This is a genomic window from Clostridium sp. CTA-5 (genome assembly GCF_054768135.1).
The window spans coordinates 15,732-41,731 of sequence record NZ_BAAAAT010000003.1; the positions used below are offsets into that span (position 1 = coordinate 15,732).

A 26,000-nucleotide genomic window follows, 5' to 3' on the forward strand; every position below is an offset into this window, starting at 1 on the left:
ATTGGTATTATCAAATAGCAACAAATATAAGGGGTGAGGTTATTGAAAAAAACTACTGGAACTATTAATGGAAGCAATGCTTTTCTAGAAAGGTTTTTTAAACTAAGTCAAAGTAAAACAACAGTTAAAACAGAAATTATTGCAGGAATAACTACATTTTTAACTATGGCTTATATTATTGCAGTAAATCCAGATTTTTTATCACAAACGGGAATGGACAAAGGTGCTGTCTTAACAGCAACATGTTTATCTGCAGGCTTAACAACAATTTTTATGGGGGTATATGCAAATTTACCTTTTTCATTAGCTTCAGGTATGGGTCTTAATGCATTCTTTGCATTTACAGTATGTGGTGCAATGAAAGTGCCATGGCAAGTAGCATTAACAGCAGTATTTATAGAAGGTATTATATTTATTATTCTTACATTAACTAAAGTAAGAGAATTAGTTGTAAATTCTATACCGACATCTTTAAAAATAGCTGTAAGTGGAGGTATTGGATTATTTATAGCATTTATAGGATTTCAAAATTCAGGTATAGTTATAAAGGATAATGCAACATTAGTTACTTTAGGGACATTCAGGGATCCAAGGGCAATTATTTCTATCATTGGACTTGTAATAATTGGAGTATTAGTATATAAGCAAGTAAAGGGAGCAATGCTTTGGGGGATTCTAAGCTGTACAGTAATAGCATGGTGTTATGCTTTTATAATAGGACCAGAAAAAGCAGCAGAATCATATAAAATTTTCTTACCTACAGGAGTATTTGGAATACACAGTATTGGACCAATAGCTGGTAAATTAGATTTTTCAGTATTTGCAACTGCAAAAGGTGCAGCTATGATAGTATTAGTGTTACTTACCTTTTTATTTGTTGATTTTTTTGATACAGTAGGAACATTAGTTGGAGTTGCATCAAAAGCAAATATGGTAGATGAAAATGGAAATGTATTAAGAGCTAAACAAGCATTATTAGTAGATGCAGTAGGAACAACTATGGGAGCATTAATGGGAGTTTCAACAGTTACAACATATGTTGAAAGTTCTGCAGGTGTTGCAGAAGGAGGAAGAACAGGACTTACATCAATAATGTCAGGGATACTATTTTTACTTGCAGCTTTTTTTGCACCAATATTTATGGCAATTCCTAGTTGTGCAACAGCACCAGCTCTTGTTGTAGTTGGATTATTTATGATGCAAAATATAACAAAGATTGATTTCTATGATTATACTGAAGCAATACCGGCATTTTTAACAATAATATTAATGCCATTAACTTATAGTATAGCAACAGGATTAATGTTTGGTGTTGTAAGTTATGTATTATTTAATTTCTTCTGTGGAAAAAAAGAAAAGATTTCAGTTACTTTAATTATATTAGCTATTATTTTTATACTAAGGTTTATTAGTATATAAAAAAATATAAATAATTTTGTTGGCTTTAGGTACAAATTTAATCCTAAAGCCAATGCTTTATCATTAAGTATTAAAAATAGTTAAATTATATAGAAAGGATAGAAGAGAATGGATAAGTTAAAAGATAATATTGAAAGTGCTTTAAGAACTAAACAAGCAGATATCGTTTTAAAAAATGCTTCTATTATAAATGTATTTAATCAAACTATAGAAAAAGATGATATAGCTATAAATGGAGATATGATTGTTGGAATAGGAAAATATAGTGGTAAAAAAGAAATAGATTGCACTGGATGTTTTGTTTCTCCAGGATTTATAGATGCTCATGTACATATTGAGTCATCAAAAGTAATACCACAAATATTCTCTGATATATTGCTAACCAGAGGAGTTACTACATGTATAGCAGATCCTCATGAAATTGCTAATGTTTTAGGTAAAGATGGAATAAAATTTATGATTGAAGACAGTAAAAAAAGTGAAATGAGCATGTTTTTTATGATGCCATCATGTGTACCAGCATTAACAATTGAAGATAATGGAGCCGTGTTAACAGCAGAAGATTTAAGTGAGTTTATTACAAATGCCCAAGTTTTGGGTTTAGGAGAAGTTATGGATGTTTTATCTGTAGTTGGATATAGAGATAATATGATAGATAAGCTAAAACTTTTTAAGAATAAAATAATAGACGGTCATTGTCCGATGATAGATGAATACTCATTAAATGCATATATAGATTGTAATATAAAAACAGATCATGAAAGTACAACGCCAGATGAGGCTCTTGAAAAAGTTAAAAAAGGTATGTATATAATGCTTAGACAAGGTTCAGCAGCAAAGAATTTAGCGGAATTATTACCAGCTGTAAATTCTAATAATTTCCATAGATTTATTTTTTGTACTGATGACAAGGATATAGTTGATTTAATTGAAAAAGGTTCTATTGATGATAGTATAAGAATTGCTATTAATGAAGGGGTAGATCCAATAATGGCAATTACTATGGCAACTTTAAATGCAGCAGAATGTTATGGACTTAGAAAATTTGGAGCTATTGCACCAGGATATAAAGCGGATTTAGTTATTTTAGAAAACTTAGAAAATGTTGAAATTAAGAGTGTTGTGAAAAATGGAAAGATATATAAAAGAAAGGAAGAAATAATTTTTAACACAAATGTTGATTCTTCAATGAATATAGAATTTATTAAAGAGGATGTTTTTAAAATTAAGGCACTATCAAATAAAATTAATGTGATAAAAGTTATTCCTGGCTCTATTGAAACTAAAAAGGTAACAAGAGAAATTGAAATAAAAGATGGTTATGTAAAAAGTGATGTATTAGGGGATATTCAAAAGATTGGAGTATTTGAAAGGCATAAAAATACAGGCAAATATTCTATTGGATTTATAGAAGGTCTAGGTCTAAAAGGATGTTCTATAGCTCAAACAATTGCTCATGATTCTCACAATATTATAGTAGTAGGTAGTGATGATAAAGATATGGAGATAGCTGTGAATAGTGTTATAAGTATGGGGGGAGGAATGGCTATAGTATCAAAAGGTAAAATTGTAGAAGAATTAAGTTTACCAATTGCAGGCCTCATGACTTATGAAAAATCTAAATCTGTATCAGAAAAAATAAAAAGTTTAAATATTAAATGTAGTGAGTTTGGAGCTACAAAAGATATGGATATATTTTTAACTTTAGGTTTTATGTCTCTTCCTGTTATACCTGAAATAAGAATTACAGCAAGAGGAATATTTGATTTTAAAGAAAATAAATTTATAAACTTATTTTGTATTTAAAAATAAGTTTATGTTTTAAAAGAGCATTGATATTTTAGTATAGAATTTGTCAAATAAAATTTATGTGTAATAATATAAAGAGTAAAGTAGTGTATTATAAATTTTATAGTACACTATTATTTTTTAGAATTTATATATAGATTTATTAATGATAGGATTTATGTTAATTACTATTTTAAAATTAAGATATTTTTTAAAACATAGCCTAAAATTATAATAGTTAATATTGATACAATTAAAGAAAGGTATATTATGGATAAATATTTTTCAATAGGAGAGATTTCTAAATTATCTAATTTATCTGTTCAAACATTAAGACATTATGATAAATTAGGACTTTTAAAACCAAGTTTAGTTAAAGAAAATGGGTATAGATATTATTCATTAGAACAATTTTATAAGTTAGATTTTATAATATTTTATAGAAAATTAGGTTTATCACTTTTAGAAATAAAAAAAATTATGTTAAATAAAATTACTATAGAAGGCACAATGGAGTTATTACAAAACCAAGAGTATGAAATAGATAAGCAGATTAGAGAATTGCAAAAACAAAAGAATCTAATTCAAAAGAAAAACCAACACATAAAATCTATGCTTATGAAACCTTTAGGAATACCATTTTTGAATGAAAAACCTAAAAAGAAGATTGCTAGGGTAAATATGGCAAATAAAGATTTAGAAGACGCAGAAATGAGTTTTAGAAAAGTAATTAATACACTTCCTAAGCTAAATGATATTTTTAATTTAGAATTATTATATGAGATAAATTATGAAGAATTTAATAAAAAAAGAGAAGTAAAATATAATATTTATTTTAATATTATAGATAACAATATAGAAGAAGATGAAAATATTAAAATTTGTGAACTACAAGAAGGGCTATATGCATCTATCTTTTGCATTGATTATTATGAGAATTATGAAAAATATATAAAACAACTTTTAAGATTTATTAAGGAAGAAAACTTAAAAATTGATGGTCCTTTATATGAAAGTTACATAGCTTCGGAGTTTTGCGATGATAAAGAAAAAGGTTTTATGGAATTATTTATAAAGATAACTAAGGCACATTAAAAAAATAATAGACCAGTATGCTCGTCTATTTTGTGTGATACTGGGTCAGCAAATTTAGCTACTTGCTATTAACTAAATTTACTTCCTTGTCTGACGCAAAATATACAACGTCTCTTTGATATATTATTTTATTTCATGTGATTAAATAAAAGTTTTTCTTGACTCTATAATAGTTGTAGAGTATATAATTCTTCTCTGGAGGGAGGGGATTGTGTTAATGAAAAAATTTTTTAACTATGTAATACCAGCAGTAGTTGGGATGTTAGTTACATCTTTATATATTATTGTAGATGGAATGTTTGTAGGAAAAGGTGTCGGAAGTAATGCATTAGCGGCAGTAAATATAGCATTTCCACCAAATTTAATAGCTACAGCATTTGCTTTGATAATTTCTGTTGGCGGATCTACATTAGTTTCAATAAAATTAGGAGAAGGAAAAAAAGAAGAAGCAATAGATAAATTTAATGAATCTATTATAATTTTAATTATAATGGCAATAGTGCTATTTATAATAGGGATGTTCTTATCAAAACCTATAGCTTATATTTTAAGAGCTCCAGATTCTTTAATAGATGATGTATATAATTATATAAAGTTTAGTTTTATGTTTTCTATTCCGCTAGTATTAAGTCAAGGGTTAAATTGTTTTTTAAGAAACGATGGAGCACCAAAACTTGCTATGTTCGCAATGATATCAGGATCATTAACTAATATGTTATTAGACTATATATTTATTTTTATATTTAAATGGGGTGTTACTGGAGCTGCAATTGCTACAGGTCTAGGGGAACTTGTAAGTATGATGATTGCAATTATTTATTTTTTAAGTAGAAGAGGGACATTAAGATTTAAAAAATGTAAAATATCTATTAATGGAATTAAAGAAATAGCGATAACAGGATTTCCATCATTTTTGACAGAAAGTACTATAGCAGTTTTAACAATATCATTTAATTTAGTTATATTAAATAGAATTGGAGAAGAAGGTGTTGCAACTTATAGCATAATTAATTACATTATAACAGTAATAAGTATGATAACTTTTGGTATAGCTCAAGGAATGCAACCTTTATTAAGTTTTTATTATGGAGCTAAAGAGGAGAGTAAAGTTAAATATTATTATTCATTAGCTTTTAAAAGTGTAATTATAGCAACAATTGTTAATTATATTATATTTATATTGTTTGGAAAATATATAATATCATTTTTCACTTCTAATGTAGAATTAATAAATTATACTTATACAGCTCTTAATTTATTTGGTTTAGGAACCTTTTTTGCAGGAATAAACATACTTAAATCGTCTTATTTTCAATGTATAAAATTAAGCAAAGTATCAACTGTTATATGTGTGCTTAGAGGATTCTTAGGTATACAAATTTCATTACTTATATTACCTCAATTTATAGGAAATAGTGGAATTTGGCTTAGTAATTTATCAGGAGAATTACTAGTTTTCTTAGTGGTAAAAATGTTTTTTAGCGTAAAAAATAAAAGTTTAGAGTTAGTTTAGATGATAAATTATAGATATTTTATTTAAAGTGTTGAAAAGCAACTGTTAGTTATAATTAAGGACAGTAGATAGTTTTGTGTAAAACAAAATTATCTACTGTCCTTAATGAATCTTAATTATAATACAAAATTATAATTAAGCATTTTTAAGATCATTCTCTAATTCATCCATTAGTTCTTGTACAGTAACTATTTTATTAATTCTGCTTGCATTTTCACCGCAGAAAATAAGACCTTCATCAATGTTTCCTTTTACAGAATTTATTAAAGCTTTACTTATACAATATGGAGTGTTAGCAGGATCGCATGGAGTTAAACAATTATAACATTTAGTTATTTTTTCTTTACCTAAAAGAGTATTTTTAACAAATTTATTTTTAATAGCTCTACCCGGCATTCCTACAGGACTTTTTACTATTGAAATATCATCTTCTTTACAATTTACATAAGCATTTTTAAATTCTATTGATGCATCGCATTCTTCAGTAGCAACAAACCTTGTAGCCATTTGTACACCGTTCGCACCTAATTTTAAGTATTTAGCAATATCATATCCATCATAAACACCACCAGCAACTATTACTGGAATATCTTTATCATATTTTTGACTATATTTTTTTGTTTCTTCAATTATACTTACAACAATTTCATCAAAGTTTTTATTAGCCGCTTCAATTTCATCTGCTTTAAACCCAAGATGCCCACCAGCTTTAGGGCCTTCAACAACAATTAAATCTGGAGCCACATTATCATGTTTATCCCATAATTTTAAAATTACTTTAGCTGCTTTTAAAGAAGAGACAATAGGAGCAATTTTTACATTTGAACCTTTAACAAGCTTAGGTAGCATTGTTGGAAGTCCAGCTCCTGATATTATTAAATCTATACCTGAATCAATAGCAGCTTTTATATGTTCAGCATAATTATTACTTGCTACCATAGCATTTATTCCGATTATTCCATTAGGTGCTTTTGATTTTGCAATATTTATATGTCTTTTTAAAGCTTCTAAATTAGCCTTTAAAGTATCTTTTTCAAAATTAGCATCATTAAATCCTAACTGAGCTGCAGAGATAATTCCTATCCCACCAGCATTAGCAACAGCAGCAGCAAGATTTGAAGCTGATACACCAATTCCCATACCGCCTTGTATTATTGGAAGACGAGAGATTAAATTTCCTATTTTAAGTGAATTAAATTTCATTACTCACATATCCTTTCATGTAATTTTGATTATTAAATATTTTGATAATCAAAGTATTTTTTATTATATTATAATTGAAAAATTAAATCTATACAACCCTATAAAAAAAGATTATAATATTAATATATTAAATTTTTGTTGACATAATTACTATTAAGCTGATATAATAATAAATGATTTAGGGGTATGGCTCAACGGTAGAGTAGTGGTCTCCAAAACCATTGGTTCTGGGTTCAAATCCTAGTGCCCCTGCCAATAAGAAAGCTAGAATTTTTTATTCTAGCTTTTTTTATATTTAAAATTACGTTTAAAATCATTCATTTAAAAAATTTAAAACTATAATTAAAATTTTATTTAGAAAAAAATTATGGGAATAAGTGAGTTTAAATTTATTTAATAATATAATATGAAGAAAATTAAGAATGTGTATATTTTGAATTTTAGAATTAAAAGAGCGTTTAAAAGATTCTTTAAAATAATATTATAAATTGATTTATTTACCAAGAATATATTAAATAATATCGGTTAATATAATAGTGTAGTCAATAAGACTTAATTATTTAAATCTTTTTGACTATACATTTAATATACCAAAAGCCGAGGAGGGATTGTTATGTCAAATAGCGTATTAGTTCCAGAAGCAAAACAAGGGTTGTCTAGATTCAAGAACGAAGTAGCTAGAGAGCTAGGAGTACCATTCAGTGATTATAATGGTGATTTAAGTTCAAGACAATGTGGTTCCGTAGGTGGCGAAATGGTTAAAAGAATGGTAGAACAATACGAACATACAATTGAATAAGAAGATTGGTAAACTATTAAAAAAATAGTTAGCTCGTATTGAAAACCGGAGGGTGCACTACATTTTGATGTGGTGTACCCTTTGTTTTTACGTTTCTTTATAGTTATAAGAATTTATGGTAAAATGAGAACTAAAGTTCGATAAAAAGGTGATAATATGAATAAAATAAAAATTTTACATACAGCAGATTTACATTTTGATACACCATTTAGTGGAATGTCTAATAATCAAGCTTTAAAAAGTAGAGAAGAATTAAAAGAGGTTTTTGATAAAATAATTAACATTGTTTTAGAAGAAATGGTGGATATCTTATTAATTGCTGGGGATATTTTTGATAATTTATCTGTAAATAAAAGTACATTATACTTTATTAAAAATGCTTTAGAAAAAATAAGTAAAGTTAAAGTATTTATAAGTCCAGGAAATCATGATCCGTTTAATGAACGGTCATTTTATAACATTGTAGAATGGCCTAATAATGTTTATGTTTTTAATGGTGAAATGGAAAAAGTAGTGTTAGAGGATTTAAAAACAGTAGTATGGGGTGCTGCTTTTACTACTAATTATGTAAATAAATCATTATTAAAAAATATAAAAAGAGTTGAAGGATATAACAATATAATGGTTATGCATGCAGAAGTTACATCATTAAATGAAGGAAATGAATATAATCCTATTACTGAAGCAGAAATTGGTGAAAGTAATTTAGATTATATAGCACTAGGTCATAGACATAAATTTTCTGACATTAAAAAGATAAGGAATACCTATTATAGTTATAGTGGATGTCCACAAGGAAGGGGATTTGATGAATTAGAAGATAAGGGAATTGTTATTGTTGAGATTTTTAATAGACATTGTGAAGGTAAATTTATAAAGACATCTATTAGAAATTATTATGAAAAAGAAATAGATATAAGTGAATGTTTTGGTTACAAGGAAATAAGTGATAGAATAATAGCTTCTATAGAAGATGTTGATATAAAAAATAACTGTTATAAAATAATTCTAAAGGGTGAATTATCAGAAGAATTTAATTTAAATGAGGATGTACTTCAAGGAATATTAAAAAAAGACTTTTATTTTATAAAGGTAGTAGATAAGACTGAAATTAAATTAGATTTTGAAGAATTATTAAAGGGATATTCTATAAAAAGTATATTTGCAAGAAAAATGTATGAGGAATTAAAAAATGCAAAGACAGAAGATGAAAAAGAAATAATAAAATTAGCACTAAAAAAGGGTCTGCAAAGTTTATCAGGAGAAGAGGTGAAGTCTTATAATTATTAAAAAAGCTAGTATTGAAAGTTTTGCTGGAATAAAAGGCAAAATAATAGAATTTAAAAATGGATTTAATTTAATATATGGAGAAAATGAAAAAGGTAAAAGTACAATAGAAAATTTTATTAAGATATGGCTTTATGGATTTGATAATAATAGAGGGAAGCTTAATGATAGAAGAAGATATGCACCTTTAAGTGGAGAAAAAATGTCTGGTGAGCTTACAATAGAACATGATGAAAAGATATATACAATCAGGAGAAGTTTTGGATTAACTAAAAAAGAAGATATATGTGAGATAGTAGATGATATCACTGGAGATAAAATAGAATTATTTTATGATAATGAACCAGGAAAAAATTTTTTAAAAATAAATGCTTCAACATTTTCTAAAACTTTATTTATAAACCAATTAGGTGTTGCTGTAAATAAAGATAAAGAAGAAGAAATAATGGAAAAGATAACTAATATATATAATTCAGGCGAGGAAAATATATCTGTAAAAAAAGCCATTGAAATATTAGAAAAAGGTAAAAAGCAATTAATTACTAGTAGGAAATTGGGCGAATTAGATTTACTTAGAGAAAAGAGAGATTCTCTTAAAGAAGAATTATGGGAAGGGTATAAACTTGCGGAAGAAAATATAGAAAATGAAGAAGAGTTATTAAAAAAGATAGAATATAAGTCTGAAATTAAGGGACAAATTGGAAATTTAGAGTTATATAGAAAATATATTAAAAAAATTAAACTACAAAAAGATTATAAAGAAATTGTTGAATATTTAAAAAAGGGTGAAGAACTTAAAAAAAGAGAAAAAGAGATAAGTGGAGAATTAAGAACAAGTGATAAAATTTTAACTCAAGAATTTTTAGAGGAAATAAATAAGGATTATACTAGATATCTGAGTTTAAATGATATGAGAGAAGAAAAACTTCAAGAAACGTATAATTTAGAAAATCAATATAAAGAAAAAAATGAAGAGTTTAAGGAGTTTAATGTATTTAAATCTATAGAAGATGATGACATAAAAGAAAAAGTATATATTCTAAAAATGGAAAAAGAAAATTTAGAAGAAAAAATAAACAATATAAAAGATATTCAATATTCAATAGAAGAATTACAAAAAGAGTTAAACTACAGAGAAAAAGAAATAGTTAATTTAGAATGGATATCTAAAAATAGAGATAACATAGATGACGTAATAAATTCTTATAAAGATGGTTTAAAGGAATTAAAATATAAATTAGAAGGTGATACAACTAGCCAAATAAATGTATCGAGAAAAGATATTAAAAATAAGCTTATAATCATATATATATTATCAATAATAGGAATTATAACATTTATATTTTCTATTATTAAAGAAATTTTTCCATTAAGCATAGGTTTGATTTTTATATTTATAGTTCTAATTAAATTTTATTTAAAATATTCTTTAGAAATAAAAACACAAGAAAATTTAAAAAAACAAAGAGATGGAATAGAAAATTTAAAAGAAAAAGTAGATGAAGATGAAAAAAAATTAAAAGGTTATGTGCAGGAATTAAAGTGCAATAATTTTGAAGAGTTTATGAATAAGTTAAAAAAGTATGATTCTTATAAAATTTATAAAGAGAATATAATGTTAACTATTAATACAAAAAAAGAAACTTTAAATAGTATCAATTTAAATGAATTAAAAGAAAAATATAATAAAAATAATAGTGTAATACATTCTCTTTTTAATGTTTTTAGCTGTAATTCACTTGAAGATATGATTGAAAAAATAAATTTATATGAAAATTTAAAAAAGGAACTGTTACCACTAGAATATGAAATATCAAAACTTAAATCAGAAATATTAAATATAAATATTCAATTAAAAGAGCGTGAAGAAGATTTAAGACAAAAAACATCTGGAATGGGATTAGATAATATAGAAATATTGGATTTCCATATAAAATTAAAAGATTTTAGAGATAAGATTAATAAAATGCAAGAAATTAAAAACAATCTTAACAGTGTAAATGACACATATAAGGTATTGTTAAAAGATAGAGATATAAATGAAATAAAAGAAGAAATGAAAGAAATAATAAATAACAATATAAAATATTCATATGAATCTGAGGAAGAGATAGATAAAGAATTAAAAAATAAATCAGATGAATTAATAAATTTAGAAAAAGGTATAAAAGATTTAGAGCATACTATAGAAAAAAGATATTTGGGAAAAAGAGAAATATCAACTATAGAAGAAGAAGTAACTATGGTTGAAGAAAAGATATCTAAAGCTGAAAAAGAAGCGAGTGCTTTAGACTTAGCTAGTTCAAAACTACAAGAGGCTTTTTTAGAAGTAAGAAAAAATATAGCTCCACAGTTAAATAATACAGTTTTAAATAAATTCAATTATTTAAGTTCTGGAAATTATAAAGAGGTTAAAATTTCAGAAGAATACAAGTTAAAAGTTAGAAATGATATTAATTTATTTGATGTAGATATATTAAGTAATGGTGCTAAGGATCAATTATATTTATCGTTAAGATTATCATTTATTGAAATGTTGTTTAACAATAAAAGTGTTCCATTATTTTTAGATGATGCATTTGTTCAATATGATGATGAAAGAAGAACTAAAGCTTTGAAGTTATTGGTTGCAGAAAAATTCAAGCAAATATTATTTTTCACTTGTCAAAGTATAGATAAGGATATTTTGGATAAAAATAATATAAAGCACAATTTAATACAATTAAATTAAGATAAAGATCAGCTTTAAATAGATTAATTATGTTTAAAGCTGGATTTTTTATTGTAGTTTGACAAGATTATAATGATAAGGTAGAATAATTATGAAAATGCAAATCATATGCAAAAGGAGAATGGTATGGGGAAAAAGATTATTTCAGTATTATCATGTATATTAATGGGATTTTTATTAGTAGGATGTAGCCAAAAAGGATTAGCTGAAGATTCAATTAATATAGATAATCAGGATAATAAAATAAAAGTTATGGTTTCAATATATCCATTAAAAGAATTTACCAAAATTATTGGTGGAGATAATATAGAAGTTAATTGTTTAGTACCAGATAATATGGAACCACATGATTATGAACCAAAAACTAAGGATTTTGAACTTTTAATGAAGAGTGATGCGTTTATTTATAATGGATTAGGAATGGAATCATGGATAGATTCAGTAAATAACGTAATAGATGAAAAAAAAGTACTAAAAGTAAATTCAAGTGAAGGAATAGATATTAGAAAAGAAGGAGATTTAATAGATCCACATTCATGGTTAAGTTTAATACAAGTACAAAAGCAATGTGAAAATATAAAAGATGCTCTTATAAAACTAGATGAAAAAAACGCCCAAGTATATCAAGAAAACTATCAAAAGTTTAATAATGAATTAAACTCACTTTATAATGAATATTCAGGTAAATTTAATGAGTTAAAGAAAAAAGATTTTATAACTGGTCATGCAGCTTTTGGATATTTATGCAGAGACTTTGGATTATCACAAAAGTCAGTTGAAAATTTATATGGTGAAGGAGAGCCTACACCAAAACAATTAGAGGAATTAGTTAATTTTTGCAAAGATAATAACATAAAAACAATTTTTTCAGAATCTTTAGCAAGTCCTAAAGTATCAAAAACACTAGCTAGTGAAGTTGGCGCTGATGTTGTTCCAATATATACATTGGAATCAAATGAAGATGGTAAGAGTTATATAGATGCTATGAGAGAAAATTTAGAAAAAATATATAATTCTTTAAGCAAACAATAAATAATTAACTATGTTTTAAAATATTGTTGATATTATAGTTAGAATGGCGAACTAATATTGGAATTTAATTTTTAGAGTTCTTAAAGTAAATTCTTTTGTTCATGAGCTTTATCCCATAGCCTAGCATCTGTAATTTTATAACAGTTGCACGCTCATGAATAACAATTTCTAACCCTCAGATGAAAGCAAGTTTCACTGAGACTAAGAATTTTGTTTATACTATAATATCAACATTAACTAAAAATATAACCATATAAAAATTATAGATTAATTTTAAAATTAGTGAACTGTCTTAATTAGAGTAATTTATTTTATAAGACAGTTCATTTTTTATCCATATTAATACTATATATGGTAAAATTATATTGTTATTTACTTATAGTTTAAAATAATAATATTTGCTTAAATTATATATTAGTATTTAAGCAAATAATGTATATGAAATAAAGTAATAGTTCAAAAATATATTTTATAAATATATATATAAATTTGTTCACTAATATAAACTTAGAATATTTATAAATGGCATGATCCGCTAGAATAATTTGGAAATTTAGATAGAAAATTTATAATTCTAAGTCAATAGTATTAATAAAATATTTAACTATATACCACAATATAAGGATTATTATTTTTTATGTGTACAAATAAGATAAAAGGAGAGGTTATGAATACATCAAAAAAATTTTATGAAGATAAGATATCACAAAATGTTAAAACAAGTAATTTGCTTTTAAAACAAATAAATATAATATCTTGGAGTAGATTAATAATATTAATATTAATGTTATTAATAGACTATTTATTATATAAAAATGGAGAGTATACATTATTAATAGTTAGTAGTATTATATTTATTTCAGTTTTCATAGGTGTTGTTATATATCACTCTAATAAATTAGAGTCTAAGAAACGTGCAGATATTATAATTAATATTAACAAAAAAGGATTAGATAGATTATCAGGTGAATTTAAAAAGTTTAAAGATAATGGAAGTGAGTACTTAAATGAAAATAATCCTTTTATAAATGATTTGAATGTTTTTGGACAAAATTCAATTTTTCAATTTATAAATTCAACAGTAACTAAAGGTGGAAGAGAGAGATTAGTTAATATATTAAGCTTAAAAGAAGAAGTAAATAAAAAAAGTATAGTAAACAAACAATTTGCAATAAAAGAACTTGCAGATAAAGTTGAGTGGAGACAAAAATTTATACTAGAAGGATCAATGAGAAAATCTTCTGATAGAGCAATAAAAGAATTAATTGAATGGGGGAAAACAGAGAATTCAATAAAATTTATAAGTGTAATAATTAGTTATATTTTTATATTTGTAAATTTCATCTCAATCTTTTTAAGTCTAATAAATATATTACCATTATCATTTATTTTACTTGTATTCATGATTGATTTTGTTGTTATCAAAATGTTAACTAAAAATATGACTGAAGATATTAAGTTATTTAATGATATAAAAAATGATGTTAAAGAGTATAGTGAAATATTATCATTAATAGAAAATGAGACTTTCGAATCAGAATATTTAAAGAAATTAAAAGATAATTTAATCAATAATGAAGTAAATAGTAAAATTGAAATGAAGAAGATTTCCAATTTATTAGATTGGATTGGAGATAGTTCATATAATGCTATTTATTTTGTATTAAATATACTAGCATTTTCTGATGTATTTATTATGAGAAAATTGGATTTATGGAAAAATAAAAATGGTAAATATTTAGAAAAGTGGTTAGATGTTATGAATGAATTTGATGCTTTAAGTAGTATATCTAATCTTGCTTTTGATTATAAAAATTGGAGTTATCCAATAATATTAGATAATAGTTATATATATGGTGAAGATATAGCACATCCATTACTTGGAGAGAAGGCAATTAAAAATAATTTTTCAATTAAAAATTCTGAAAAGGTAGCCTTAATTACTGGATCTAATATGTCTGGTAAGAGTACTTTTTTAAGAACATTAGGATCAAATTTAGTCCTTAGTTATATAGGGGCTCCAGTTTGTGCTAAAGAGTTTAGTTGTGGAATAATGAAAATTTATACATGTATTACAACTAGGGATAATTTAGAAGAAAATATTTCTTCATTTTATGCTGAAATATTAAGGATAAAAATACTAATTGAAGCATGTAAAAAAGGAGAAAAAGTATTCTTTCTTTTAGATGAGATATTTAAAGGTACAAATTCTAAAGACAGACATACTGGTGCAATTGTATTAATTAAGCAATTAATAAAGTATGGTGGAATAGGGCTTGTTTCAACTCATGATTTAGAACTATGTGATTTAGAAAAAGAAGATAATAGAATAATAAATTATAATTTCAGAGAATTTTATAAAGATAATAAAATAAATTTTGATTATAAGTTAAGAAAAGGTAAAAGTGAAACACAAAATGCAATTCATTTAATGAAGCTTGCAGGGATAGAATTATCATAATTAGTTTTTTATAACTTATACTATTATTTGGTAAAAGAGGGATTTAAAATGGGGTATATAATAATTGATTTAGAATTTAATAATTTAAAAAACATAGTTAAATATCAAGAAAATTTTTTTAATCAATATAAAGATTTAAAACAGGTAGAATTAGAAAATGAAATTATAGAAATTGGAGCAATAAAAGTAGATAAATATATGAAATCAGTATGTGAGATGCGGGAATATATTAAGCCAACAGTATTCCCAATTATTAATCCAGTGGTTACAGATATAACTAAGATAACAATGGATGTATTAAATAAAAATGGGATTCCATTTATTGAAGGTTTAAATAAATTAAGAAGTATGTTTGAAGAGGGCGACATTATTTGTTCTTGGGCAAAGGATGATATTGTGGAACTAATAATGAATGCTAATTATCATAATTATGGTGACTTAAGTTGGATTAAAGAATATTTAGATATACAAGAATATTCAACCAAAATATTAGCACATAAAAAGGCGTTAGGCTTAAAAAATGCTTTAGAAGAATTAAAAATAAAAGTTGATGATACTAAATTACATGATGCATTAAACGATGCACAATATACATTACTTGTATTTAAACACATTTATAATTCTAGAATAGTTAAAAATTATATAGTTAAAGATATATATAGCATGCCATCTATACAAATAAGCGATTTAGATAGTATTAAAATAGATGAAAAAAAGCTAGAATTGAAATGTCCTAAATGTAAGAGTAAGATTAATTTACAAGAAGAATTTAAACTCTTGAATTGGAGATTTGCTTCAGTTGGATCATGTCCAAAATGTAGAAATAAAGTCCTGAGTGAAATAATAGTCAAAAGAACTCTTCAAGGAAATGATGTTTATAATGAAGTAAATACAATTTTAAAAGAAGAAGCTTATTTAAATTACGTTTACAAACTTGAAAAATTAAATACTTCTAAATAAAAGGTTTTCACTAAAGCATTTTTGATAAAAATATGTTAAAATACAAGTAGAGATAAATTTAATAATTACAAGAGAGGATTTAATTATGAATATAGCCTTTTTTCTTACTCCAAAAAATGAAGTGGTGTATGAAAATGAAGACACAACAATGAGACAAGTTATCGAAAAAATGGAAAGACACGGTTATACAGCTATTCCACTTATAAATAAAGAAGGAAAATATGTAGGAACTTTAACAGAAGGAGATTTATTATGGAAATTAAAAAATACTCCAGATTTAAATTTCAAAAATACTGAATCTGTAAAAGTTAGAGATATACATAGAAGAATATCTCACAAGTCTGTTTCTATTAATGCTGATATTGAAAGTTTAATATCGTTAGCAATAAGTCAAAACTTTGTATCTGTAGTTGATGATAATGGAATATTTATAGGGATCATTAAGAGAAGTGATATAATAAACTATTGTTTTAATGAAATGAAAAGAAGAGAAGTTATAAATTTATAAATAAAAAGGGGACTATCTTAAAAACATATTTATGTATTTAAGATAGTCCCTTTAAATGTTCTTAATAATCTGCAGATTGATAAGTTTCAACTATAAAATCGAATTCTTCTGCATCTGTTATTTCACCATAAGAAGTTTCTTTAATTCCAGGATAATAATATAATACTAATTTATCATCGTTATTAATAATATTTTCTAATAGTATATATTGTTTATCTAAGAAACAATCTTCCATTGTAGCTAGAACTCTATATTTTGCAGAACAACCTGTATCATTATTGGTTAAGTCTACAATAAAATTATCATGTTTTCGTACATTTACTCTTTCTTTATCACAAGAGTGTATATAGGAATTTTCTCTACAGCTTGAACATGATTTGAATTTACAATCAAAGGCACAATTTAGGCATGTACATTTAGCACATTTTTCTAAATCTTTAAATGCTTTCTGATTTTTAATTTTATAATCTTTAGCTTTACTTATAGAAGGAGCTGTTTTAAATAAACCTAAAAATCCTGTTTTTTTAACATCTAATTCAGCTGAATCTAAAAGTTTAATATAATCTTGTAATACAGAAGACTTAATATAGTATTTTCTTGATTTTAATTTATCTTCAGAAAGGAAAGGTGAAATTTCACTAATAGCATAAGCTATGTCAGTATAAATTTTCCCCCAATAGTCCTTTTCATTGTTAATAAAATCCATATCTTTATTCATAGTTTCACCTAATTATTTTTATATTTTTCTAATTCAAGATCTAAATCAACTTCATTTAATTTTTCAAATTCACTATCAAAATCATCTAAATCTTTTAACTCTTTTAATCCTTCAGCAAGAGATTCTTTTCTTTGAATTTTTCTTTCAATGCTATCTATTTGAATTGAATTATCCTTAGTTTTTACATTTGCAAGAATTTCATTTACTTTTTCAGAAGCTTGAGCATTTGAATATCTTGCAGCGGCTTCATCTCTATAATTTCGAGTTTTTGTTATTTCTTCTTCTAACTCACGTAAATTTTTCTTTAACATATCTGCTTGAGTTTTAGAATTGTTATAGCTTGCTTGTAGTGAATCATATTTTTTATCAACTTCCATTTTTCTAGATAATGCTTTTTTAGCTAAATCTTCATTACCTTTAGATAAGGCTAATTTAACTTTTTCTTCAAAATCAGTTGATTCTTTTTTTGCTGCATTCATTTTCTTTTCAATTTCATGGACATTCCCTAAAATTTGAGCGGAACTTAATTTAGCTTTACTAAGTTGATCTTCCATATCCCTTAATTTTTGATCTAAAAGTTCTATTGGATTCTCCATTTCATCTAAGGCATTGTTTACCTTAGCTTTAAACATATTTGACATTCTTGAAAAAATTCCCATAAAAATACCTCCTAAAGTATCTAATTATTTTCTATTTCTTTTTAAATATATCTTGATTACTGTAATAATTAATATAAATATTGCACCTAGTGTTAAAGCATTAAGTATTAAGCTTGAAGTAGATCCAAAATAGAATGGCCTGTAATAGTTACTACCACCAAACCAATTAAAGCCTCTAGATTGTGATGGTGAATTATATGTTTGGGGACTACTTTGTTGTGTGCTACTATTTGTATCTGATGAATCAGAATCATTTTTTGATTTATCAGTAGATGAATATGATCCACTACTAAATCCTTTTGAAGCACCATTACTAGAATTAGTAGTTTTTTCATTTGTGTTGGAAGAATTCTTGGCATTATCTTTTGTGTTAGAAAAACTTCCTGATTTAAACCCTTCAGCACTCTTATTACTAGTATTTTTTTCTGTGTTAGAAGAATTTTTAGTACTATCAGTTGTAGTAGAGGAATTTTTAGTAGTATCTTTTGTGTTAGAAAAATTTCCTGATTTAAATCCTTCAGCACTTTTATCGCTAGTATTTTTTTGGGTTGAAGTTGTACTTTTGGTAGAACTGGAAGAAGTAGAACCAGAAGAACTTTTAAAACCTCCAGATTTAAAACCACTAGAGCTTGATTTAGAAGAAGAACTTTTACTACCACTACTACTAGTTTTAGCTAACAGATTATTTGTTGATGTTTGTATAAAGGTACTGCTAGCATAAACACTTGTATTATCTTGTGCACTTATATTTGCTACTGATAATATATCTAAAGGAAAACTTGTAATAGCAAATAAAATAACCAAGAATAAAGTGAAAATATACCTTTTATTAATCTTAAAAATAGTGAGCACCCCCTAAAAGACTATGTATTTATTATATTGAAAAGCTTGTAAGTATACAATATTGAAAATGGATTAAAAATAACTAAAAACGATAAATGAATAATGATAACTCTTGAATTCTCAATAAGGCTAATGCATAGTAGTAATATTAATTATATTAAGGGTTATTAAATAACTTTTAATATAATTTTATATAAACTGTTAAAATATAGGATACTTGTATAAATCATCTTATTGCATTAAAATTATATATAAGTTCCAATAAAGTTTGTTAATATAAATATTAGAATATTTATAAATGATATGACTTGTCAAGTATAGTAAGGAACTTAGGCACATGAAATAAAATAAATAGATCAAAGAGGCGTTGTATATTTTGTGTCAGACAAGGAAGTAAATTTAATTAATAGTGGGCTATTAGCTAAATTTGCTGACGCAGTATCACACAAAATAGACGAACATACTAATTTATTATTTTTTTGAATGTGTCTTATATAGAAAATTTATGATATATATGATTCTAACTATATACTATTAGTAAAGATATAATTTTCTATATAAATTATATAAAAGATTATAAATGTAATAACTTAATTAGAACGTATATATTAATTAATTTTTGGCATTTATATTAAATACTAAATCATAAAAAGATTGAAATAAGTAATATTAGTACTTATTCAACTTTAGATAATTATTGTATACTTATAGATAACGGTTTCTAAATTTTAGATTTAGTAAAAATAAGTTTACTTTAGTATTTACTTTAAAAATGCCGTAAATAATATTAAGGAAGTGGTAATATGTCAGAAAATATAAAAGATAATATTATGAATGAATTTTTAAATGGGTATGATGTAAAAAGAATAAGTACAGGAGAAATTTTAAAAGGAAAAGTTATAGAAGTTAATGATAAAGAAGCAATTGTAAATATAAATTATGCTTTTGATGGTTTAATAACTAAGGAAGAGTTATCATTAGATGATAAAAATCCAAGTGATGTTCTTAAAGTAGATGATGAAATAGAGGTTTATGTTGTATCACCTAATGATGGTGAAGGGTATGTTAAACTTTCACTTATAAAAGCATTAGCTATCAAAGAAAGAGATGAAATAAATAAAGCATTTAAAGAAGAAAAAAACATAACAGTTTATGTTAAAGAAGAAACAAAAGGTGGATTGATTGCTTATTATGGAAACGTAAGGGTATTCATTCCGGGATCTTTAGCTTCAAAAGAAAGAATAGAATTAAATATATTAGTAGGTAAAAATTTAGAAGTTAAAATTATAGAATTAGATTTTAGAAATAACAAAGTAGTGGCTTCAAGAAAAATTATTGAAGATGAAGAGTATCAAATTAAGAAAAGTAAATTATGGAGTTCTTTAAAAGAAGGAGAAAAGAGAACTGGTATTGTAAAAAAACTAGTTAAATATGGTGCTTTTGTTGATATTGGAGGAATAGAAGGGTTAATTCATATTTCAGATTTAGCTTGGAATAAAGTGAATAAACCAGAAGACGTAGTTAAAGAAAATGATAAAGTTGAAGTATACATAGGATCTATAGATTCTAAAAAACAAAGACTATCATTAATATTAAAAGATGTGAATAAAGAACCTTGGACTGTACATCAAAATGAAATTAAAGATGGAAATATATACGAAGGAAAAGTTGTAAGACTTACTTCATTTGGAGCTTTTGTTGAAATATTTGATGGAATAGAAGGATTAGTTCATATTTCGGAAATAACAGATGATAATATTTCTAAACCATCAGATGTTTTAGAAATAAATCAAACCGTAAAAGTAAAAGTATTAAACTTTGATAAAGAAAACAAAAAGATTGCATTGAGCATAAAAGAAGCTATAGAGGGAAGTAAGGAATATCTTAACTATGTAGATAAAGAAGAAGGATTATCTTTAGGAGAATTATTTAAAGATTTTAAATTTGAATAATTATATACAATAAATATATATTGAAATAAGAATTATTCAATATATTAAAGAACTATCTAGTTTTTTTTGTTGTACATTTAAATTTGAGACATATATATAATAAAAAATAAGCTGTTTCAAAATACAAATGAATTTGTATTTGAAACAGCTTAAATAATTTAAGTTTTTATAAAATACTTACTATAATATCGATATTTAATTTATATAAGTTCCAATAAAGTTTGAGGATTAATTAACCACTATAATGAGGAACTTATATAGAAAATTTATTATATATAATCCTAAGTAGATAGTATAATATATATTGAGTTTCTATATGAATTAAATAAAAAATTATAAATGTATTAACTTAATTAGAATATATATACTAAAGTTTTTCAATTTTTAACATATTTGTACCACCGGTTTGAGTTGTAGGCATTCCAGCAGCTACAACAATATCTTCGCCTGGTAAAGCAAAGTTTAAATTAAATACAGCTCTTCTAGCCTCTGTTAAAATATCATCAGTAGTATTATACATATCACAAAGAACTGGTAATACTCCAAAATTTAATGCTAAACTTCTTCTAACTTTATCATAAGGAGTTATTGCTATAACAGGTGATTTTGGTCTATATCTTGAAATCATAGTAGCTGTAGCACCACTTTTAGTAGCAGCAACTATTGCTGAAGCATGTAATAAATTTGAAGTTCTACAAGCTGTATAACTTATTGCACCAGCATAATCAGTAAGAGATGGTTCTCTTAATCTTGCAGTTAAATGATTATAATCCAAATGTGATTCAGCTTCTTTTGCAATTTCTGACATTATAGTAGCAGCTTCAATTGGGAAGCTTCCAGATGCACTTTCTCCACTTAACATGATAGCATCTGTTCCATCAAATATAGCATTACATATATCACTAGCTTCAGCTCTAGTTGGAATAGAGTTTCTAATCATTGAATCAAGCATTTGAGTTGCAGTTACTACAACTTTACCTGCATCATTACATTTTCTTATAATCATTTTTTGAATTATAGGAACCTTTTGGATTGGAATTTCTACACCCATATCTCCTCTTGCAACCATAACACAATCAGTTGCTTTAATAATATCATCAATATTATCTACACCTTCTTGGTTTTCTATTTTTGCTATTACTTTAATATGTTTTCCGTTATTTTCTGCAAGAACCCTTTTTACATCAAGAACGTCACTAGCTTTTCTGATAAAAGAAGCAGCTATAAAATCTACTCCCATTTCACAACCAAATTTTATGTCTTCAATATCTTTTTCAGTTATTGATGGTAATTTAATAACTACATTAGGAACGTTTACACCTTTATGATTTTTGATTTGTCCGCCAACAGTTACGATACAATTAATACTTTTTCCTTCAACTCCTGTAACTTTGAATCTTAAAAGTCCATCATCAACAAGAATTTCTCCACCAACTTTTATGTCTTGATAAAGTTCTTCATAAGAAATTGAACATTTAGTTTCATCTCCTAGGATTTCTTCTCCACAAATAAAAGAAAAACCTTGTCCTTCCTTAAGCTCTACTCCATCATTTACAAAATTATGAGTTCTAATTTTAGGACCCTTAATATCTAATATCATTGCAGTAGGAGTTCCCATATCTTTTCTGATTTTTTTTATTAAGTCTATTTTTTCTTTGTGTGTTTCATGAGTACCATGAGAAAAATTTAATCTTGCAGCACTCATACCAATTTTAATAAATTTTCTTAACGTTTCTTCATTATCACTTGACGGTCCAATTGTAAAAATCATTTTAGTTTTTTGCATATTAACACCTCTTCTATAAATTTTAAATAACCTTATTATAATTATGTAATACTAAAGTAAAGAATAAAATTGATTAAATAATATAATTTAATATTTATTTTATGGTAAAATTAAAATAATATAATTTAATTTATATTTTATAATTAATTTAAATTAGTATCTATGTTAATTTTATCACATATTTAGGAAGGAAAGAACAATTATGAGAAAATTTAAACAAATTAATTGCGAAAAAGTTTTTTACTACTTTGAAGAAATATCAAAAATTCCCAGAGGATCAGGGAATGAAAAGGGTATAAGTGATTACTTATTAAGTTTCGGTAAAGGGTTAGGTTTAGAAACAATTCAAGATGAAGCATTAAATATAATAATAAAAAAACCAGCATCAGCAGGATATGAGGACGCACCAACTGTAATAATTCAAGGTCATATGGACATGGTCTGTGAAAAAAATAACGAAACTATACATGATTTTACTAAAGATCCAATAGAATTAGTTACTAAAGATGATTTCATTTATGCAAATGGAACCACTTTAGGTGCTGATGATGGTATTGCAGTAGCATATGCAATGGCATTATTAGAAGATAATACTTTAGAACATCCAGCACTTGAAATATTATTAACAACAGATGAAGAAGCAGGTATGACTGGAGCAATGGCATTAAAGCCTGATTGCTTAGATGGAAAAATTGTTTTAAATTTAGATTCAGAAGAAGAAGGAAAACTTTTAGTTAGTTGTGCAGGTGGAATTAGAACAAAATCTACTTTAACTATAGAATGGGAAGAAGCTAAAGCTGATACAAAAGAATACGAAATTACAATTAAAGGTTTAAGTGGAGGACATTCAGGTTCTGATATACATTTAGAAAGAGGTAATTCAAATAAATTAATAGGAAGAGTTTTAAAGAATTTACTTAATAGTTTAGATTTTAGAATAATTTCATTAAATGGTGGTTCTAAAAACAATGCTATACCTAGAGAAGCAATAGCAAAAGTATTAATAAACTCACAAGATGAAGAAAAATTTATTAATATAATATCAACTTTAAGAGAAGATTTTAAAAATGAATTTAGAGTAAAAGATCCTAATATTAAATTAGAGACTAAAGAATTAGGAGAAAAAGCAAAAAAAGTATTTTCTAAAGATACTACTATTAAGGTTATTAATTTACTGTATTTATATCCAAATGGAGTAAATACATTAAGTTCCGATATAGAAGGTTTAACAGAAAGTTCAACTAATATAGGTGTTCTTACAACTAAGGAAAATTGCATAGAATATGATAGTGCAGTAAGAAGTTCTGTATTTTCATTAAGAGAAGAAATTGTTGAAAAAATTAAATGTTTAACTGATTTATTTGAAGGAACTGTTTCAAATACAGCAGGATATCCTGAATGGCAATTTAAAGAAGATTCAAAAATTAGAGAAATATGTAAAGATGTTTATAAAGAATTATATGATGAGGAAGCAGAAGTTGTAGCTATTCATGCTGGAGTAGAATGTGGATTATTTAAAGAAAAATTAGGAGATTTAGATATGATAAGTTTTGGTCCTGATATATTTGATGCACATACTCCAAATGAACATATGAGTAGTTCTTCTGTAAAGAGAGTTTGGGAATACTTATTAGAAGTATTAAAGGAAATTAAATAGTAAAAAATTTAATAACAAAAAAGTATTTGGCTATGTTTTAAAGAAATATTTTTAAAACATAGCCTTTTTGATTTATTTTTAGGTTTGATAGAGGAAATATTATCTAAAATGAAGAATAACTATAATTAACACTGAATTAATAAGGAGGAACAATCAGATTGGTAAATATTGAATTTTATTATGAGGATTTTAAAATAACTAGTGTTAAAAGAGATGATATAGATAAATTAAATGAATGGATTAAATTAAATGATAATTTTAATGAAGATGTTTTTTCCTTAGATAAACAATTATTTTATAGAAGATTTTTAGAATATTATTTAACTGAAGAAGAGTTATTTCTTAAAATAGAAAAAGATAATCAAATATATGGAGTTTTTAAAGGTCGTTTTGAGTTAGAGGGAAAATCAGAATTATTTATTTGGTTGTATTTAATAGATTGTAGATTTAGAAATATGGGATTTGGAAATAAAATATTAAAAGAAATATTAAATTATTTTAAGAGTCTTTATTGTGTTGAATCTTTTAAAGTAGGAGTAAATTCAGAAAATAAAAAAGCAATTAAATTTTGGAATACAATGGGGTTTGAAAAGGTTAGAATATCAAAAAACTTTTTTGAAGATAATAAATATAATTCAACTGACTTATTAATATTAAGTAAATCAGCTTAAATTAAAAATTAAAAATACCTAACATAATTCATATAAATGTAACCTAGAGAATAATTATAATACATAAGAAATAAAGCTATATAATTAATTTTATTTAATGAATAATCTAATTATAGATTTAGGAGGTATTTATATGAGATATACAAGATATGAGTACAAAAAACATGGGAAATTAAAGTTTTTGTGTATAATATCAATAATAGCAGGAGTATCTATTGTAATTGGGTTGTATTTTAGTAGAATTGTATTTAAAGGTGATGTAAACATTAATTCTTCAAATGAATGTATTGTTACTAATAGTAATGAAAATTTTATGGCCTTGCAATTTGGTTATTATGCGAATAAAGAAAATGCTGATGCTGCAATTAACACCATACCTTCTAAATATAACAGCTATATAATTGAAAATGAAAATAAATATAGAGTTGTAATTGGGTTGTATTCAGAAGATAATGGATTAAAAAAACTAGAAGAGTTAACAACTCAAGGAATAAATGCTGTTAAAATTAATTTTAAATTTCCAAATGATACAATAGAAGAAAAAAAAGTCAGTAAGATAACTGAAGGATTTTTAATCATAAGCAATAAGTTAGAAGAGCCTGATGTTAAAAGTGTAAAAACATCTGATTATAAGACATGGTGTTCAAAAATTATTGATAGTGAATCATCTAATAATGAGGATTTAAATAATATTAAAGAATATATAAATAACTTACCAGATGAAATAGATAAAACTAATGTTAAAGTTTACTTAAAATATTTTTATGAAATTATTGAAAAGTACAAAGTGTAAGAATTATTACAATAAAATTAATTTTTTATAAAAACATTACAACTTACTTTAACGTACTTGTTTAAGGACTGGTTAAATGTTAAACTATATTGGTGTAGTGATGGTTGTCAGCTTTTGATAATCAT

The 26,000-nt window shown here is 25.1% G+C and carries 20 protein-coding genes and 1 tRNA gene; 16 read left to right on the forward strand and 5 right to left on the reverse strand.

All coding sequences use genetic code 11. The annotated features are described in order from the left end of the window. The first annotated feature begins 42 nt into the window (after nt 1–42). The 4 genes from ACYUET_RS08145 (at nt 43) to ACYUET_RS08160 (ending at nt 5,815) form a co-directional block, all read left to right on the forward strand. On the forward strand, nt 43–1,419 hold the full coding sequence (locus tag ACYUET_RS08145) for an NCS2 family permease (protein WP_460278820.1): 1,377 nt from the start codon (nt 43–45) through the stop codon (nt 1,417–1,419). A 108-nt stretch (nt 1,420–1,527) separates the two neighbouring features. Further along, on the forward strand, nt 1,528–3,225 hold the full coding sequence (gene ade, locus ACYUET_RS08150) for an adenine deaminase (protein ID WP_460278821.1): 1,698 nt from the start codon (nt 1,528–1,530) through the stop codon (nt 3,223–3,225). 252 nt (nt 3,226–3,477) lie between these two features. After that, nucleotides 3,478–4,302 carry a MerR family transcriptional regulator gene (locus ACYUET_RS08155; protein ID WP_460278822.1) on the forward strand — a complete coding sequence of 275 codons (825 nt, stop codon included), beginning with the start codon at nt 3,478–3,480 and terminating at the stop codon, nt 4,300–4,302. A gap of 217 nt (nt 4,303–4,519) precedes the next feature. Then, nucleotides 4,520–5,815 (forward strand): MATE family efflux transporter, encoded by a 1,296-nt coding sequence (locus ACYUET_RS08160; RefSeq protein ID WP_460278823.1) that lies wholly within the window; start codon nt 4,520–4,522, stop codon nt 5,813–5,815. Nucleotides 5,816–5,950: 135 nt separating this feature from the next. On the opposite strand, the gene ACYUET_RS08165 is transcribed toward ACYUET_RS08160, so the two are convergent. Then, the gene (locus ACYUET_RS08165; protein ID WP_460278824.1) at nt 5,951–7,018 is read right to left on the reverse strand and encodes an NAD(P)H-dependent flavin oxidoreductase; all 1,068 of its coding nucleotides are present in this window, start codon (nt 7,016–7,018) and stop codon (nt 5,951–5,953) included. Nucleotides 7,019–7,198: 180 nt separating this feature from the next. Here ACYUET_RS08165 and ACYUET_RS08170 point away from each other — a divergent pair. The 8 genes from ACYUET_RS08170 (at nt 7,199) to ACYUET_RS08205 (ending at nt 16,796) form a co-directional block, all read left to right on the forward strand. After that, a tRNA-Trp gene (locus tag ACYUET_RS08170) sits at nt 7,199–7,273 on the forward strand. A 358-nt stretch (nt 7,274–7,631) separates the two neighbouring features. Next, complete coding sequence (locus tag ACYUET_RS08175; RefSeq protein ID WP_219777901.1) at nt 7,632–7,817, forward strand: alpha/beta-type small acid-soluble spore protein; 186 nt, start codon at nt 7,632–7,634, stop codon at nt 7,815–7,817. A 156-nt stretch (nt 7,818–7,973) separates the two neighbouring features. Next, nucleotides 7,974–9,107 carry a metallophosphoesterase family protein gene (locus tag ACYUET_RS08180; RefSeq protein ID WP_460278825.1) on the forward strand — a complete coding sequence of 378 codons (1,134 nt, stop codon included), beginning with the start codon at nt 7,974–7,976 and terminating at the stop codon, nt 9,105–9,107. Between the two features lie 10 nt (nt 9,108–9,117). Then, nucleotides 9,118–11,835, forward strand: coding sequence for an AAA family ATPase (locus ACYUET_RS08185; RefSeq protein ID WP_460279125.1), 2,718 nt, complete (start codon nt 9,118–9,120; stop codon nt 11,833–11,835). 126 nt (nt 11,836–11,961) lie between these two features. Beyond that, nucleotides 11,962–12,867 carry a metal ABC transporter solute-binding protein, Zn/Mn family gene (locus tag ACYUET_RS08190; RefSeq protein WP_460278826.1) on the forward strand — a complete coding sequence of 302 codons (906 nt, stop codon included), beginning with the start codon at nt 11,962–11,964 and terminating at the stop codon, nt 12,865–12,867. 667 nt (nt 12,868–13,534) lie between these two features. After that, complete coding sequence (locus tag ACYUET_RS08195; RefSeq protein WP_460278827.1) at nt 13,535–15,328, forward strand: MutS-related protein; 1,794 nt, start codon at nt 13,535–13,537, stop codon at nt 15,326–15,328. Between the two features lie 48 nt (nt 15,329–15,376). After that, nucleotides 15,377–16,288 (forward strand): 3'-5' exonuclease, encoded by a 912-nt coding sequence (locus tag ACYUET_RS08200; RefSeq protein ID WP_460278828.1) that lies wholly within the window; start codon nt 15,377–15,379, stop codon nt 16,286–16,288. Nucleotides 16,289–16,373: 85 nt separating this feature from the next. Continuing rightward, on the forward strand, nt 16,374–16,796 hold the full coding sequence (locus ACYUET_RS08205; RefSeq protein WP_460278829.1) for a CBS domain-containing protein: 423 nt from the start codon (nt 16,374–16,376) through the stop codon (nt 16,794–16,796). A gap of 61 nt (nt 16,797–16,857) precedes the next feature. On the opposite strand, the gene ACYUET_RS08210 is transcribed toward ACYUET_RS08205, so the two are convergent. Genes ACYUET_RS08210 through ACYUET_RS08220 form a run of 3 tightly spaced genes read right to left on the reverse strand, consistent with a single transcriptional unit; the run spans nt 16,858 to nt 18,977 of the window. Next, nucleotides 16,858–17,514 carry a DUF1292 domain-containing protein gene (locus tag ACYUET_RS08210; protein ID WP_460278830.1) on the reverse strand — a complete coding sequence of 219 codons (657 nt, stop codon included), beginning with the start codon at nt 17,512–17,514 and terminating at the stop codon, nt 16,858–16,860. Nucleotides 17,515–17,522: 8 nt separating this feature from the next. Continuing rightward, a complete protein-coding gene (locus tag ACYUET_RS08215; RefSeq protein ID WP_460278831.1) occupies nt 17,523–18,173 on the reverse strand; it encodes a PspA/IM30 family protein in 651 nt (216 codons plus the stop codon). A 24-nt stretch (nt 18,174–18,197) separates the two neighbouring features. Next, nucleotides 18,198–18,977 carry a hypothetical protein gene (locus tag ACYUET_RS08220; protein WP_460278832.1) on the reverse strand — a complete coding sequence of 260 codons (780 nt, stop codon included), beginning with the start codon at nt 18,975–18,977 and terminating at the stop codon, nt 18,198–18,200. An 842-nt stretch (nt 18,978–19,819) separates the two neighbouring features. On the opposite strand from ACYUET_RS08220, the gene rpsA reads away from it, so the two are divergent. Further along, the gene (gene rpsA / locus ACYUET_RS08225; protein WP_460278833.1) at nt 19,820–20,968 is read left to right on the forward strand and encodes a 30S ribosomal protein S1; all 1,149 of its coding nucleotides are present in this window, start codon (nt 19,820–19,822) and stop codon (nt 20,966–20,968) included. A gap of 367 nt (nt 20,969–21,335) precedes the next feature. Here rpsA and pyk read toward each other — a convergent pair whose 3' ends face one another. Next, entirely contained in the window at nt 21,336–22,754 is a 1,419-nt protein-coding gene (gene pyk / locus ACYUET_RS08230; protein WP_460278834.1) for a pyruvate kinase, read from the reverse strand. A 202-nt stretch (nt 22,755–22,956) separates the two neighbouring features. Here pyk and ACYUET_RS08235 point away from each other — a divergent pair, with 202 nt between their 5' ends. From ACYUET_RS08235 to ACYUET_RS08245, 3 genes are all read left to right on the forward strand, one after another. Beyond that, complete coding sequence (locus tag ACYUET_RS08235; protein WP_460278835.1) at nt 22,957–24,411, forward strand: aminoacyl-histidine dipeptidase; 1,455 nt, start codon at nt 22,957–22,959, stop codon at nt 24,409–24,411. Between the two features lie 158 nt (nt 24,412–24,569). Beyond that, nucleotides 24,570–25,082, forward strand: a complete 513-nt coding sequence (locus tag ACYUET_RS08240; RefSeq protein ID WP_460278836.1) for a GNAT family N-acetyltransferase — start codon at nt 24,570–24,572, stop codon at nt 25,080–25,082. A 133-nt stretch (nt 25,083–25,215) separates the two neighbouring features. Further along, nucleotides 25,216–25,875 carry an SPOR domain-containing protein gene (locus ACYUET_RS08245; protein WP_460278837.1) on the forward strand — a complete coding sequence of 220 codons (660 nt, stop codon included), beginning with the start codon at nt 25,216–25,218 and terminating at the stop codon, nt 25,873–25,875. The last annotated feature ends 125 nt before the right edge of the window (nt 25,876–26,000 follow it).

What these genes read in the sequence shown, in the direction of transcription:
- ade (WP_460278821.1), top strand. Translation starts at nt 1,528, where the DNA reads ATGGATAAGTTAAAAGATAATATTGAAAGTGCTTTAAGAACTAAACAA.
- ACYUET_RS08155 (WP_460278822.1), top strand. Translation starts at nt 3,478, where the DNA reads ATGGATAAATATTTTTCAATAGGAGAGATTTCTAAATTATCTAATTTA.
- ACYUET_RS08160 (WP_460278823.1), top strand. Translation starts at nt 4,520, where the DNA reads ATGAAAAAATTTTTTAACTATGTAATACCAGCAGTAGTTGGGATGTTA.
- ACYUET_RS08165 (WP_460278824.1), bottom strand. Translation starts at nt 7,018, where the DNA reads ATGAAATTTAATTCACTTAAAATAGGAAATTTAATCTCTCGTCTTCCA.
- ACYUET_RS08175 (WP_219777901.1), top strand. Translation starts at nt 7,632, where the DNA reads ATGTCAAATAGCGTATTAGTTCCAGAAGCAAAACAAGGGTTGTCTAGA.
- ACYUET_RS08180 (WP_460278825.1), top strand. Translation starts at nt 7,974, where the DNA reads ATGAATAAAATAAAAATTTTACATACAGCAGATTTACATTTTGATACA.
- ACYUET_RS08190 (WP_460278826.1), top strand. Translation starts at nt 11,962, where the DNA reads ATGGGGAAAAAGATTATTTCAGTATTATCATGTATATTAATGGGATTT.
- ACYUET_RS08195 (WP_460278827.1), top strand. Translation starts at nt 13,535, where the DNA reads ATGAATACATCAAAAAAATTTTATGAAGATAAGATATCACAAAATGTT.
- ACYUET_RS08200 (WP_460278828.1), top strand. Translation starts at nt 15,377, where the DNA reads ATGGGGTATATAATAATTGATTTAGAATTTAATAATTTAAAAAACATA.
- ACYUET_RS08205 (WP_460278829.1), top strand. Translation starts at nt 16,374, where the DNA reads ATGAATATAGCCTTTTTTCTTACTCCAAAAAATGAAGTGGTGTATGAA.
- ACYUET_RS08210 (WP_460278830.1), bottom strand. Translation starts at nt 17,514, where the DNA reads ATGAATAAAGATATGGATTTTATTAACAATGAAAAGGACTATTGGGGG.
- ACYUET_RS08215 (WP_460278831.1), bottom strand. Translation starts at nt 18,173, where the DNA reads ATGGGAATTTTTTCAAGAATGTCAAATATGTTTAAAGCTAAGGTAAAC.
- rpsA (WP_460278833.1), top strand. Translation starts at nt 19,820, where the DNA reads ATGTCAGAAAATATAAAAGATAATATTATGAATGAATTTTTAAATGGG.
- pyk (WP_460278834.1), bottom strand. Translation starts at nt 22,754, where the DNA reads ATGCAAAAAACTAAAATGATTTTTACAATTGGACCGTCAAGTGATAAT.
- ACYUET_RS08235 (WP_460278835.1), top strand. Translation starts at nt 22,957, where the DNA reads ATGAGAAAATTTAAACAAATTAATTGCGAAAAAGTTTTTTACTACTTT.
- ACYUET_RS08245 (WP_460278837.1), top strand. Translation starts at nt 25,216, where the DNA reads ATGAGATATACAAGATATGAGTACAAAAAACATGGGAAATTAAAGTTT.